The organism is Photobacterium angustum, from assembly GCF_002954615.1.
Taxonomy (GTDB): Bacteria; Pseudomonadota; Gammaproteobacteria; order Enterobacterales; family Vibrionaceae; genus Photobacterium; species Photobacterium angustum_A.
The window spans coordinates 1,148,190-1,161,018 of sequence record NZ_MSCJ01000003.1 but is presented as its reverse complement, the minus strand read 5'-3'; the positions used below and the strand labels follow the sequence as shown (position 1 = coordinate 1,161,018).

Genomic DNA, 12,829 nt, shown 5'->3' with positions numbered 1-12,829 from the left:
ATGGGCATGGAAATTAATTTAACGCAAAATCAAGCTCGCGTAATTGGTTGTATGCTTGAAAAAGAAATCACAACCCCAGATCAATACCCATTGACACTTAATGCTTTAACCACGGCATGTAATCAAAAAAGTAGCCGTGAACCTGTCATGTCACTTGACGAAGCAACAGTACTCGACACAGTTGAAGAATTAAAAGCAAAACGTATGGTTGCCGATGTCAGCAGTTTTGGTAGTCGAGTATCTAAATTCCAGCATCGCTTCTGTAATACCGAGTTTGGTAGTTTACAATTTACAAAACAAGAACTCGGAGCAATGATTGTATTATTACTTCGAGGCCCTCAAACTGCCGGTGAAATTCGCACTCGAACCAATCGTTTATGTGAATTTACTGACGTACGTGAAGCTGAAGCTGTGTTAACTAAACTATCAAGTGACGAGAAAGGCCCATATGTTGTAAAACTGCCACGAGAGCCAGGTAAACGCGACTGTCGTTACATGCATTTGCTAAGTGGCCAAATTGATCTTTCAGCATATGAAAGTGCAGTACAAGCTGTAACAAGTGGTTCTGGTAATAACGAACGCATTAGTCAACTTGAAAACGATGTAGAAGAATTAAAACAGCAAGTGGCTGAGTTACAGGCAGTGATTACTTCATTAACTGAATAAATGGATACGTTAAGCATTGTTTTATTGCGCTGTTAAACCATCCATGATTGAATACCACGCGAACAGGTTCAGCATTGCTGAACCTGTTTTTGTTTTTACGAGATGAGTATTGGATGAGTAAAGAAACGACAAAAGACGTAGCACCTTGGTATGTCTATTTAATAAGAACTTCTTCTAATACGTTATATTGCGGCGTGACAACTGATATAGAACGTCGGTTTGCAGAACACCAACACAGTAAAAAAGGTGCAAAGTACCTTAAAGGGAAAGGACCACTCACATTGGCTTGGTCACAAAAAGTACTCAATAAGCGTGATGCGATGGTGTTTGAATATAAAATTAAAAAAACACTGACTAAAGCAGGCAAAGAGCAGTTAATAAAAATAAACACTGATCTTTATCTGTTATTTCCGCAAAATTAAGCCGCAATAACAGACAATCCTCATCCGCGGTAAAGCATATTGATAACTAATTGTTTTTAGAACAGTTAGCACAAAGGATAAAAAAATACTGTTATACGCGCCAGAAATGGCACTAATTATGTAAGACATAACCTCAACGGAGGGCGTATAACATGCAACAGTACAATAATAAGGTTTACTATATGGCTACCAATGCCACTATTTACAAAGTACAAATGAACGTGGCAGACATGGATCGACATGTCTATTTAGATCAGCAACATACTATTGCTTGTCATCCATCAGAAACTTTACAACGTTTCATGTTACGCGTCATTGCTTGGGGTTTGAATGCTGATCCCAACTTGCAGTTTACAAAAGGTGTAAGTAGCACAGAAGAGCCTGATTTATGGACTAAAAGTCTAATTGATGATGTTGAATTATGGGTTGAGCTTGGCTTGCCTGATGAGAAACGTATTCGTAAAGCGTCACATAAATCAGAGAAGGTGATTATTTTTGCTTATGGTGATAATGCAGCTTCTATCTGGTGGCAAGCAAATAAAAGCAAAATCAATGCATTAGATAATGTTTCTGTTGTCTATATTCGTGATGAAGAGTTGAAACAGCTAGAAAGTGTGGTGGAACGTACCATGCAATTACAGCTAACAATCGAAGGTGAACAGGCTTGGTTGAGTGCGGCGAATGCGAACGTAACAATCATTCCTGAATGGTGGAAGCGCTAATTTTAATTAATAAATGTTTCGCTTAACATTGGTTGTATACGAATAATTTACGACATAACCCCGAAGTGGATTAGTAGCGAGTTAAACGTGTCATACCGTAAGTTATAATGTTAAGACCAAACATACTAGGTGACGTAGACGAGTCTATGTCACTTTTTTTTGCTTGTTTTATGATGTGATTCAGTTTTTGTTAGTCAGTGTCTTATATAATAATAAGGCAGGAGCAGCGTAGCGTTTTTGATGAGTACAACATACTTGCTGTTACTTATTTTGATTATCAGTATTGAAACAGTTTTATCAGTATTAAGTGAATTTCTTATCTTTGTCATTATGCAATCATAACTAAGACGCATTATGCCACTTATCCCTTATTGAAAAACAATGTAGGGTTGTATCAATAGCGTTAATTTTCAGACATTATCTATTCATCTTGCTGCGAATAAGGACGATTTATGCCTAAACGAATTTATGAACTAGCAACCATAATCTGGGATTATCACCAGTTGAATCACGAGATAGTAAAGAGTGATTGTATCTTTGTGCTAGGAAGTAATGATGAACGTGTCGCTGAGCGAGCGGTAGAACTTTATAAGCAAGGACTTGCACCTTATATCATTTTCTCTGGTGGCGTCGGTGAGCTAACCGAAGGCTTATTTAACACTTCAGAAGCCGAACATTTTGCAAAAATAGCGCTAGATATGGGGGTGCCAAAAGAGGCGATATTAATTGAACCTGAATCAACCAATACGGGGGAGAATGTCCTTTTTACCCGTCGTTTATTACAGCAAAAAGAGCTGTCACCTCAAAGCTTTATTCTCGTACAAAAGCCCTTTATGGAACGACGCACACTGGCGACGTTTGAGCAACAATGGCCCAACATGCAAGCTATAGTGACATCACCAGCTATTAATTTTGATGATTACGCCAATGATACAATCAGCTTTGGTGATTTGATTAATGTGATGGTTGGTGATTTACAACGTATCCGTTTTTACCCTGAGCGTGGATTTTCAACGCCACAATCTATACCGAATGAAGTGTGGGATGCGTTTGAGCGTTTAGTCAGTTACGGCTTTGATCAGCACTTATCAACAGAGTTAACAGCACTAGCTTCTTAAGTCTTCTATTGGGTAAGTGTTTGGAGGTTAGGGTGTTTAATCGCTAATCTGATGACTTTTGTTTTAGAAAGTAAAAAGGCGAACAATGAATGTTCGCCTTTTTCTTTGACACTTAAAGTCTATTAAAATGCTTTAGGTGCGTAACCTGTAACTTCTTTTAAACCCATGCTACGACCTAAAGCCGTCATAGGGTGAACAACGACTAGGCCTTTAACTGTTTTTTTCAGTTTGCCCATATCTGCTTGTTCAGCTTTAGTTAGTACACGGTTAAAAGCAAGAGACTTAACATCTTTACCTTTGCTACTCACTTCAGATGATTTACGGTGTTTAACGTTTTGAGCTTTTTTATTTAGCTTGGTAAGCTCATCTTTAAACTGTTTGATGATAACTTTGTCATCTCGTTGAATAGCAGCAGCAAGTTTACGCTGGCACTTGTCCATACGGTTATTAAGATTTTGAAGCTCTTGGTTTAAATTCATGTGTTTTCATTACCTTCGTATTTACGCTCGCAATACACCAAATCGCAGTGTTTTCAGCGAGTAGGGTATTGAGTTCTGAATATTATACCTTATATATGCTAAATCGTGACCAATATCATGAAAGTATTTTTATTTCTGCTATGACGGCGGACTTTCTGGTTGTATTGCCCATGTTTGGGTGACATGGAGTAGCGCTTTTTTTTAGCCACTTATTAGAAAATAAACCGTGTTTGCGTTGTGGTTCTCTTTTGATAAATAGTAACAAACATAATGATGCTTAAGAGGTAGAGTGATGATTAATTGGCCGTGTTTCTTTAAATTAGAAGGTGATGATGAACTCATTTACCTAAGCTCAGAAAGTGACTTAATGGATGAATGCCAGTCACTTATTTGGAGTGATGCAGATGTTATCGTCGATAGTAATGGTCAACAGTTTACGTTTACTCTTTCCAAAACCAATATGTTTTGCTTTCAAATGAAAGGTGATCTTCTAGCATTAGAGGCCGTTACAGCTCTGATTAAAGCACATGAATTTTCAAAAGCAGAAATGTGTTTAACCAAAATTCAGTTTAGATCAATAGATGATGCGATTGAATCATTGTCATTCGAACAATAAAAGGTTTGTATATCTATTAACGTCAAATCTGCCTAATCATTTCTAATCAGAGAGTTAAAACAAACCTTTTATACCTTAGCATCAAGTTTATAAGTACGCCGATATTCTCGCGGAGTCATACTTTTATATTGTTTAAACTGACGATTAAAATTGGCTTGATTTCGATAACCGACTTGTTCTGCGACATGAGAAATTGGTTCACTACTTGATACTAATAATTCTGATGCGTGGTTTAAACGGAGTTTCTTAAGATATTGGATAAACGTTTCATTGAAATGTTGTTCAAATAAGCGATGAATAGTGCTTTCGCTGGTACAAATAAAGTTAGCTACATCTTCTAGTGTTATAGGTTCCGCGTAATGTTGATCGATAAATGCACAGAGACGCTCAATTTTCTCTTTATTACATTGATCGTAATTTTTATTTTCGACATTATGGGAGAGCAAGGTTTGACTGGCTTTATCTTGGCAAAGTGCTTCAAAGATATGGATTAAAGCGGCCAGCAGGTTAATCGGATCAAAATGATTTTCATCGATAGTCTCGATGATAGTGATCACCTTTTGGGTAGTGTCTGGGCTAAAAAGTAAACCTTTCTCAGCGCGCTTTAGCAGCGAGTCAACTTTCCTCAACTCCTGACAACTGAACATCATATTAGCTATCCAGTCTTGCTTAAACCACACAACAAAAGTTTCATAATCTTTATTATCAGCTGTCCTAATTGACTCGATACCATGCGGCACATTAGGCGCAATTAAGATCATCGAGGCTTGATCAAAGTCACCTTGGTAATGGCCAATATGACAGCGTGAGCGAAAGTTACGGTGGATCAGTAACTCAAATTCTTTTTGATGATAATGCCAACTAAATTCTTTTACTGGCTCTATGATTTTTTTAAATCGCCATGAACAGCCTATACGTTGTGGTACCTTTTCTAATGTCGCTTTCAAGTTCCGAACTCCTAAGATTATTTATCTAAAAAAATAAGACCTGATAGAAAAGTATTATTTTGTAGCAATATAGTATCGAAATTATCACTAAAAATACGGTTGTGATAAAAAAGTACTACTATCTGATAAAAAAGTATCAAATCTTGATCGGTGAAAAGATTATTGTATGGCTAAAGGCAAAGGTAGGGATAAACAATGAATGTTATCCGTACACTTAAAGGTGAAATATAAATTCCCCCTTATATTTCACCAGCCTTATCTATCCTCTAAAAAAAGGCATACATATATGGTCAATTTCGCTTATTTTCAACGATTAGGTAAAGCACTGATGCTGCCTATCGCGACATTACCGATAGCAGCGTTATTGCTGCGCTTTGGACAACCCGATTTGTTAGACATCACTTTTATAGCCAAAGCGGGTAGCAGTATTTTTGATAATCTTCCCTTAATCTTTGCTTTAGGTATTTCGGTAGGTTTATCAAAAGACGGCTCAGGTGCAGCAGCATTAGCAGGGGTTGTGGGTTATTTTATTTTAACGCAAGCGACAACGGCGATTAACCCTGACGTAAAACTAGGATTCTTTGCCGGTATCATCGCCGGTATTATTTCAGGGCATGCATACAATTACTCCTACCAAGCTAAAATGCCTGACTACTTAGCATTTTTCTCTGGGAAGCGATTAACCCCGATTGTTGCAGGATTATGCTGTTTAATTATGGCAATCGTATGCGGCGAAGTATGGGTATATGTGCAGCAAGGTATTGATAATTTTAGTGGGTGGATTGCTCATAGTGGTTACATTGGTGATTTTATTTATGGCGTATTAAATCGTGCGTTAATACCTCTAGGTTTACATTACTTCCTTCATTCTGTGTTCTGGTTCAGCCTTGGGGAATGTACTAAAGTCTCGTATGAGTTAGGCTCATCTTTACATCAGATTTGTTTAAATCCAAGTGTTGTTTCACACCTATCAATAGGGCAAATGGTACCAAATATTGATGGCTCGGTTATTACAAAGATTGCTGATATCACAACTCGTGGTGATTTAAACCGTTTCTTTGCTGGTGACCCAACTGCAGGCGTTTATATGGCTTGGGCATATCCAGTAATGATGGGTGGTTTACCGGGAGCAGCTTTAGCGCTTACACTCGCTTCTCCGAAAAACAAGCGTAAGTTAGTTGGCGGTATGTTGTTATCACTTGCCTTTACTTCATTCTTAACGGGTATTACAGAGCCTATTGAGTTTAGTTTCCTATTTATCGCGCCAGTTTTATACGGTATTCACGCACTGCTGTCTGGTCTATCCATGGTGATTTGTAATTCACTGGGTATCTTACATGGTTTTGGATTCTCAGCAGGATTGATTGATTTTGTTCTTAACTGGGGACTAGCAACGAAACCATGGTTATTGGTGCCATTAATTGCTGCTTATTTTGTGATTTATTTTGTGATTTTCTACTTTGTTATCAAGGTATTTAAATTACCTACACCTTCAGTTGATGATGACGAAAGTAAAGTATCACAAGAAGTAGGGCTTAATCCTGTCGCTTATATTGAAGCGTTGGGTGGCGAAAGTAACATTATCTCTGTTGACGCGTGTATTACACGACTTCGTTTAGGTGTGAATGACTGTAGTTTATTTGATGAAGAAGCCCTTAAAGCCCTTGGTTCAAAAGGTGTGGTGCGGATTGGTAAGAAAAGCGCACAGGTAATTTTAGGCCCTAAAGCGGAATCAATAGCTAATAGTATAAAGGCAACGATGAACTAAAATTTTGAGTTAATATTTAAGATAAAGGAGTAACAGTTAAAAATCAGTTACTCCTTTTTTGTTTACTTTTTTCGATTAAATACTCATTTAAATGCCGTCTTAAACCTATTTATTGATAGCACAAGGTTTAAGATGGAAATCTAACTAAGTTTCTTACGGGTTGTCTTGCGCCATCCACTCAGCCACTTGCTTGGTATAGTAACTGACAATTAAATCAGCACCTGCGCGTTTAAAGCCTGTTAATGTTTCGTATACCACACGTTTTTCATCAAGAGCACCTGCTAAGGCGGCAAATTTGATCCCAGCGTACTCTCCACCTACTTGGTAAACAGCAAGAGGAAGGTGAGTTTCGCGACGAAGATTCGCAACTACATCAAGGTAAGGTGTTCCAGGTTTCACCATTAAAATATCTGCGCCTTCTTCTTCATCAAGTAATGCTTCTTGTAATGCTTGACGGCCATTAGCACAATCCATTTGGTATTCTTTGCGATCGCCTGTTAATTCACAATCAACCGCAGTTCGGAATGGGCCATAAAATGATGAGGCGAACTTAACAGCGTGAGCAAGAATAGCCACATGCTCATAACCTGCAGCATCTAACCCTTCTCGAATCGCTTTGACTTGTCCATCCATCATTGCTGATGGCGCAAGCATATCTGCACCTGCACGTGCAGCCGTTACACTTTGTTTAACTAATAGTTCTAATGTTTCATCGTTTAAAACATGTTCGTCATGGTAAACACCACAGTGACCATGCGTAGTGTATTCACAGAAACAAATATCAGGGATCACCATCATATCTGGGCATGCTGCTTTAATGGTTTTTACCATACGTGCCAGTAAACCATCATCATTCCATGTATCGCTACCGATCTCATCTTTGGTATGTGAAATACCAAAAGGCATAACATATCGAATGCCCAACTTATAAAGTGTTTTTACTTCTTCTGCTAACATAGTTTCAGGAATACGAGAGATCCCAGGCATGGTGCTGATTGGCACTTCTTCAGTTAACGTTTCTTCAATAAAGATAGGGTGGATCAGATCGGCTAATTTGAATTCGTGTTCACGAACTAGATCACGCATATTTGCACTGCGACGCATACGACGGATACGTTTTAATGGGGAAGTTAGTGTAGTAGTCATTGGATTATGTCTTTTAATAATAATTAGACATATATCATACAAATATTACAACGTAGATCAAATTTTTATGCAAAGAAAATAGCTATTACAGCAATAGGTAGATGAGTAATTAGAGCGGTTATCTTGGGGATTTCTAACTATTATTACAAAGTTACACTTATATTTTGAAGAAACAAGTTAGATTGAAAAGAAGCAATATACTATGTTAAACATAAAGAAAGCGAAAATTCCCTTATTCATCTTGTTTGTTTTATGTTTCTTAGTGGGGGGCTTTTTTGTAGGTAAAGCTTATCGTGACCAAGTTGACCTTGCGAAAGAAAAAGCGAACGAAGAAGCTATCATAAAAGCGAGACTTGAACGATGGATTGACAATAGTGATTGAATGGCATACCACTCGTTTATTTTAACTCATCTACTTTTATTCTACCTCTCTTAAGTTTACATTTTAATATAAAGCGACACTCTGTGATGTATAAATAACTATTGAGATTTCATTATAGCTTATTGCGCTTATATACATATAATATGTGTATTAATCACAACTTTAATACCTAAATTACATTCGATATTGTCATCATAGAATAATATTATTAGCTTATTTTCACTTAATTTATTTACAATATTTAAATTCAGAAAATTTATAAGCTATAGATTAATAGCAATATAAAAAATAAGGTAATAAAGTGAATTAAAAGATAAATAGGTACGATTACCTTGATAATATAAAGTGGTTTTTAACTATTATCGTTATTCTTCATCATTCTGCGGGTGTCGCAGGAGGGAAACCTGTTGGTTATAATTTACCAAGTGTAGAGCCATCTATGGTGTACCAGTATGATTTATTGACATTATTTCAAGGCTTTAATCAATCCTATTTTATGTCTTTGTTTTTTTTCATATCAGCTTACTTTGTAACATCGTCTTTAGAGCGTAAAGGTCAACGATTATTTATAAAAGATAAATTTATTCGATTAGGGATCCCAGTTTTAATCTCATTAGTAGTTATTAATCCATTTATTGGTAATGGTTTTATAAGTAATTTCGCTGATATTTTTAAATCTGGAAATATAGATCTTGGTGTAACATGGTTTTGTTGGACACTAATAGTTTTTTCTATTGTTTACTCAATTTTTGTAAGTAATAAATCTCAGCCAGAAAAGCGTAAAAATTTAGCATTCCCTGCTGTCTGGATAATTATTGTCTTTGCATTTATTTTGATACCTTTAAATTACATATTTTTATACTTACAAAATGTGGGTGGATATAATTTAATGGGCTTTCGTAGTTTGGGCAATTTCCCTGCTTATATAGCTATGTTTTATTTAGGTATTCAAGCCTATAAATATCAATGGTTAGATAAGCTAACCGTTAAACATGCAAGTGTAGGTATTTGTATGTGGCTGTTCGCATTGATTACTATGTTTTACTTACACGCAATTAATAGCGAATACGCTTCATCTTCATATGTGTTGTTTAGAGGCTTTACCGCTATCGGTATGTCAATGTGTGTACTTTATGTATTTAAAACTTTTTTCAATAAAAATAATGACTGGACTAAATGGTTATCTAGAACTGCCTTTGCTGCCTATGTCTTTCAAGATATCGCTTTATATTCTGTTGCTAAGATTTATCAGCCCTTGATGACGCAAACTCCGCTGATTAACTTTTTTGTCGTAGGTATACCAAGCGTGATCATTGCGTTCGCTTTAGCTGGTGTGATTTGTAAAACACCGAAGCTTAAAGAGATATTTTAACTGTCATATTTAGGATAAATATACGTATTTCCTTAAATGATTTTCTAAAATTCACTTGATAATTTTCAGACATTTTCATCTGCTTTTGAGACTGAAAATGTTGAAAATCCATATTGTGATATTTGTCATTAGGATTTAATTGCAAGTGGTAATTTGCTTTTGTATTTATTAACAACAATAAATAAATTATAAATCAAAAGGAAGTGAATATGAAACATAGTGTCGGCTTATTATCTTTAGTTCTACTGGCGGGTTGTGGTGGTGGCGGCAGTGGAAGTGATAAAGAAGCAGAGCAGGTAACTGCTGATAAAGTAGAAGTATCAGAACCTGAAAATACAACCTGTGGTAATTTGCCCGAAATGTCGTGTTACCACGCTCCTAAAAATTTAACATTAAACTTACACCTTAACCTTATAGAAGCAGAGAATGGAGCTTTAGCATTTAATAAGCTTAATGCGGCAGTTGGGATGCATAGCTCATCGGGGCCAGTGCTAATATCAGGACCTGATAATATTGAAATACGTGTTGGCGGTGCGACTTATACTCCTGAAGCTTCGCACTCTGGATCATCAGCACTTAATTTCAATAATTTACCAATAGAGAAGGCGTATGAGATCTTCTGGTATCGTAACGGCGACATTATCTCGCATACCTATGTTGATGATTTACCGAACGGTATCTATTTTTTTGAATCTGCATCTGATGAACAAGCAGATACTCTCACTTTTAGATGGCTTAATTTAGCGAGTGAAGCCAGTAATGCCGGACATATAAATTATTTATCCTGTAATAATGACAATAAAAAAGGGGAACTTATCTTTTCATTAAATTCTAACTATGAGAAAGAAATGTCTTCACCATATTCGATAACAGTCAAAGATATGTTTGGTAAAACACTTACTGAATTAAAAAATGAATATGATAAATGTGAAGTATTATTTAAAACATTTACCTCAGATAAATCAATTCAGATTGTTAATTATACCAATGAGAAAATGATTACTCATATTACATATAATCAAGAACATACAGGTGTTATTTTTCATTAGTCTTAACTGAGACTTATAGGTAGATTGGGGGACGTAATTATCGTTCCCAATACCAGTAAACAGAATCAACAAAAAACTCTGGCAATTGACAAAGTTGATGAGTTAAAACTACTGGTGCTTTGATCGGGAATGTAATGCACACCATATCAAGATTTTATGAAATATAAATACCTATCGGATCAATAGATAATGTGTTAATGCGAAATCGAGTAAGACTAACAACTACTATTTATTAAAGTGCTTATTTTCAGTGATATAAGAAGAACAGTAAACAAAACCGAACACTGAGGTTAATCTTAATTTTACTTATTATTGCAATATGTTTTCTGGTGTTTTTTCTGGTAAACATTACCGTGAAAAAATAAGCCGCTATTCAGAAGGTGAGGCTAGAAAAATGGATTGATAACAGTGAGTAAATTGGGTAGGAAATACACCTATTTATCTTATTGGTATTATAGTATTTATCGAGGATTCAACTTCTACACATAACATGGCGTGATGTTATACATAACATATTATTTATATATGATTACAATTGATTCCAATAAAATACCTGTAATGACAATGTCATAAAACTTTATCATTATATTAATGTTATCAAGAAAATAATAATTTTCTAATGGGTGGTCGAAGTGGTGATATTTGTTTTAATATTCTTAATTATATTGTTAACTGTATATTGAACATTGATGGTAATTATATGACAGATATAATTTTATTTATCAAAGGGGTTATGTATCTAACCCCTAATGTTATTATAAATCTCGCATAATAATTTCATAATATTCATCGGCTTCATTCATCATTTTACTTACAATCTCGGCATCCTGTGGAGTAAGGATAATATCCCAGGAACTCTTTTTTGAACGTGTTTTATATATCAAATCAACTCCTGCATTCATTTTCTTGAATGAAAGATGATGAAAATCACCTTTGAGCACTTGTTGATTACCTTCTATCATTACTTCAATATCGCCTGTTGGACTAATGAAAACATCAACCTCAGAGGTATTATTAGGTAGTTTAAAATGCTTATGTTCAGTATACATAGTCACTCCTTAAATATTTACCACAATATTTAATCCAAAATGTATACCAAGATTACGTCCTTTTATAACAATAAGTTACTTATCAAAGATATAGACATTATATGATCTTGCACTTAAAAGGTGAGCTTTTGGACCATTATGGTGCAGAATTTAACTTATTGATGGACTGTTTTTTGGCTTTCCCCCAAGCTGGTTTATAGTTTGCGTAAGTTATAATTAAGCCTGATATTACAATGAAAATTGCACCAATGATTGTATATGTTGTTGGAATTTCATTGAAAAGCCAGTAGCCAAAAACACATGAAAACAATATCTGAAAATAGAAGAATGGCGCTACGTGAGAGGCTTCAGCCACGTTCATGGCTTTGATTAAACACAATTGCGACACGATAGTCACAATTGGAATCGTTAGAAAATAGGGTAATGCTGTTAATGTTGGTGTTTTCCAAATATCAGGCTGAATAATTAGTAGTATTGTTGCAACTGAACCTAAAATAAAAAACGAGTTAATTAAAACAGAAATCAGAGATATTTTTGAGTCGATAGTTTTGGTGATCAGGTTATAGCCAGAGGTCGTTGCTGCAATAAGTAACGGCAATAAATAGACCCAATGTAACCCATCGACATTAGTGGGATTGATAACAACGACTACGCCAATAAAGCCTAAGATTGTCGCGATAATTTTTGGTAAGGTCAGAGTTTCTTTAAAAAAGATGGCGCCACCGAGCATATACGCAACACTACTCATTTGTACAATAACGATATAGATCTCTAAAGGGATATATTTTAAAGAGATCACCGAAACTACAGCACAGGTTAAGAACATTGCAGAACGGATCAATAATTTACCATTGGTTACCAGTATTGCGGTTTTCGTCTGTTTTGGCATAAAGATAAGCATAAATACAAACGGGATAGCAAAGCGGAAAAAGACCATTTGAACGGGATGGTAACCATGTTGTATCAAATACTTATCGGCACTATCTTTAATAGTAAGTGATAGCGTCGCAATAATGATTAAGAATGCGCCAAGCATATTATTGTATTGAGGTTTCATGATGTTCTAGCCACTTTGCTTAACGCTCTATATAAA

General features: G+C 35.7%; 14 protein-coding genes. 9 read left to right on the top strand and 5 right to left on the bottom strand.

From position 1 onward, the window contains the following. The first annotated feature begins 6 nt into the window (after nucleotides 1-6). The 4 genes from BTO08_RS19950 to BTO08_RS19935 all read left to right on the top strand — a co-directional run bounded on the left by BTO08_RS19950 (nucleotide 7) and on the right by BTO08_RS19935 (nucleotide 2,928). Complete coding sequence (locus BTO08_RS19950) at nucleotides 7-666, top strand: YceH family protein (protein ID WP_198038513.1); 660 nt, start codon at nucleotides 7-9, stop codon at nucleotides 664-666. A gap of 113 nt (nucleotides 667-779) precedes the next feature. After that, nucleotides 780-1,088: a GIY-YIG nuclease family protein gene (locus tag BTO08_RS19945; RefSeq protein ID WP_105062325.1), complete on the top strand. Its 309-nt coding sequence runs from the start codon at nucleotides 780-782 to the stop codon at nucleotides 1,086-1,088. Nucleotides 1,089-1,270: 182 nt separating this feature from the next. Next, complete coding sequence (locus BTO08_RS19940) at nucleotides 1,271-1,810, top strand: YaeQ family protein (RefSeq protein ID WP_198038531.1); 540 nt, start codon at nucleotides 1,271-1,273, stop codon at nucleotides 1,808-1,810. A gap of 452 nt (nucleotides 1,811-2,262) precedes the next feature. Next, nucleotides 2,263-2,928 (top strand): YdcF family protein, encoded by a 666-nt coding sequence (locus tag BTO08_RS19935; protein ID WP_105062323.1) that lies wholly within the window; start codon nucleotides 2,263-2,265, stop codon nucleotides 2,926-2,928. Nucleotides 2,929-3,050: 122 nt separating this feature from the next. On the opposite strand, the gene BTO08_RS19930 is transcribed toward BTO08_RS19935, so the two are convergent. Further along, nucleotides 3,051-3,407: a YibL family ribosome-associated protein gene (locus BTO08_RS19930; protein ID WP_006643799.1), complete on the bottom strand. Its 357-nt coding sequence runs from the start codon at nucleotides 3,405-3,407 to the stop codon at nucleotides 3,051-3,053. Nucleotides 3,408-3,699: 292 nt separating this feature from the next. On the opposite strand from BTO08_RS19930, the gene BTO08_RS19925 reads away from it, so the two are divergent. Then, nucleotides 3,700-4,023, top strand: a complete 324-nt coding sequence (locus tag BTO08_RS19925; RefSeq protein WP_105062322.1) for a DUF4144 family protein — start codon at nucleotides 3,700-3,702, stop codon at nucleotides 4,021-4,023. Between the two features lie 68 nt (nucleotides 4,024-4,091). Here the strand turns inward: BTO08_RS19925 and BTO08_RS19920 are convergent, their stop codons facing one another. Further along, nucleotides 4,092-4,970, bottom strand: a complete 879-nt coding sequence (locus tag BTO08_RS19920; RefSeq protein WP_105062321.1) for a helix-turn-helix transcriptional regulator — start codon at nucleotides 4,968-4,970, stop codon at nucleotides 4,092-4,094. Nucleotides 4,971-5,256: 286 nt separating this feature from the next. Here BTO08_RS19920 and nagE point away from each other — a divergent pair, with 286 nt between their 5' ends. Further along, a complete protein-coding gene (gene nagE / locus BTO08_RS19915) occupies nucleotides 5,257-6,738 on the top strand; it encodes an N-acetylglucosamine-specific PTS transporter subunit IIBC (protein ID WP_105062320.1) in 1,482 nt (493 codons plus the stop codon). A 153-nt stretch (nucleotides 6,739-6,891) separates the two neighbouring features. On the opposite strand, the gene hemB is transcribed toward nagE, so the two are convergent. Next, nucleotides 6,892-7,884 (bottom strand): porphobilinogen synthase, encoded by a 993-nt coding sequence (gene hemB, locus BTO08_RS19910; RefSeq protein ID WP_105062319.1) that lies wholly within the window; start codon nucleotides 7,882-7,884, stop codon nucleotides 6,892-6,894. Nucleotides 7,885-8,086: 202 nt separating this feature from the next. Here hemB and BTO08_RS19905 point away from each other — a divergent pair, with 202 nt between their 5' ends. The 3 genes from BTO08_RS19905 (at nucleotide 8,087) to BTO08_RS19895 (ending at nucleotide 10,687) form a co-directional block, all read left to right on the top strand. After that, a complete protein-coding gene (locus BTO08_RS19905) occupies nucleotides 8,087-8,266 on the top strand; it encodes a hypothetical protein (RefSeq protein ID WP_005364965.1) in 180 nt (59 codons plus the stop codon). Nucleotides 8,267-8,579: 313 nt separating this feature from the next. Continuing rightward, the gene (locus tag BTO08_RS19900) at nucleotides 8,580-9,638 is read left to right on the top strand and encodes an acyltransferase family protein (RefSeq protein WP_105062318.1); all 1,059 of its coding nucleotides are present in this window, start codon (nucleotides 8,580-8,582) and stop codon (nucleotides 9,636-9,638) included. A 209-nt stretch (nucleotides 9,639-9,847) separates the two neighbouring features. After that, nucleotides 9,848-10,687 (top strand): hypothetical protein, encoded by an 840-nt coding sequence (locus BTO08_RS19895; RefSeq protein WP_105062317.1) that lies wholly within the window; start codon nucleotides 9,848-9,850, stop codon nucleotides 10,685-10,687. Nucleotides 10,688-11,442: 755 nt separating this feature from the next. On the opposite strand, the gene BTO08_RS19890 is transcribed toward BTO08_RS19895, so the two are convergent. Both BTO08_RS19890 and BTO08_RS19885 read right to left on the bottom strand, forming a co-directional pair. Continuing rightward, nucleotides 11,443-11,736 (bottom strand): hypothetical protein, encoded by a 294-nt coding sequence (locus BTO08_RS19890; protein WP_105062316.1) that lies wholly within the window; start codon nucleotides 11,734-11,736, stop codon nucleotides 11,443-11,445. Between the two features lie 136 nt (nucleotides 11,737-11,872). Further along, nucleotides 11,873-12,793, bottom strand: coding sequence for a DMT family transporter (locus BTO08_RS19885; protein WP_105062315.1), 921 nt, complete (start codon nucleotides 12,791-12,793; stop codon nucleotides 11,873-11,875). Between the last annotated feature and the right edge of the window lie 36 nt (nucleotides 12,794-12,829).

Bases quoted from the DNA above. Each gene is read 5' to 3' on its own strand.
- BTO08_RS19950 (WP_198038513.1), top strand. From the start codon at position 7: ATGGAAATTAATTTAACGCAAAATCAAGCTCGCGTAATTGGTTGTATG.
- BTO08_RS19945 (WP_105062325.1), top strand. From the start codon at position 780: ATGAGTAAAGAAACGACAAAAGACGTAGCACCTTGGTATGTCTATTTA.
- BTO08_RS19940 (WP_198038531.1), top strand. From the start codon at position 1,271: ATGGCTACCAATGCCACTATTTACAAAGTACAAATGAACGTGGCAGAC.
- BTO08_RS19935 (WP_105062323.1), top strand. From the start codon at position 2,263: ATGCCTAAACGAATTTATGAACTAGCAACCATAATCTGGGATTATCAC.
- BTO08_RS19930 (WP_006643799.1), bottom strand. From the start codon at position 3,407: ATGAATTTAAACCAAGAGCTTCAAAATCTTAATAACCGTATGGACAAG.
- BTO08_RS19925 (WP_105062322.1), top strand. From the start codon at position 3,700: ATGATTAATTGGCCGTGTTTCTTTAAATTAGAAGGTGATGATGAACTC.
- nagE (WP_105062320.1), top strand. From the start codon at position 5,257: ATGGTCAATTTCGCTTATTTTCAACGATTAGGTAAAGCACTGATGCTG.
- hemB (WP_105062319.1), bottom strand. From the start codon at position 7,884: ATGACTACTACACTAACTTCCCCATTAAAACGTATCCGTCGTATGCGT.
- BTO08_RS19905 (WP_005364965.1), top strand. From the start codon at position 8,087: ATGTTAAACATAAAGAAAGCGAAAATTCCCTTATTCATCTTGTTTGTT.
- BTO08_RS19895 (WP_105062317.1), top strand. From the start codon at position 9,848: ATGAAACATAGTGTCGGCTTATTATCTTTAGTTCTACTGGCGGGTTGT.
- BTO08_RS19890 (WP_105062316.1), bottom strand. From the start codon at position 11,736: ATGTATACTGAACATAAGCATTTTAAACTACCTAATAATACCTCTGAG.
- BTO08_RS19885 (WP_105062315.1), bottom strand. From the start codon at position 12,793: ATGAAACCTCAATACAATAATATGCTTGGCGCATTCTTAATCATTATT.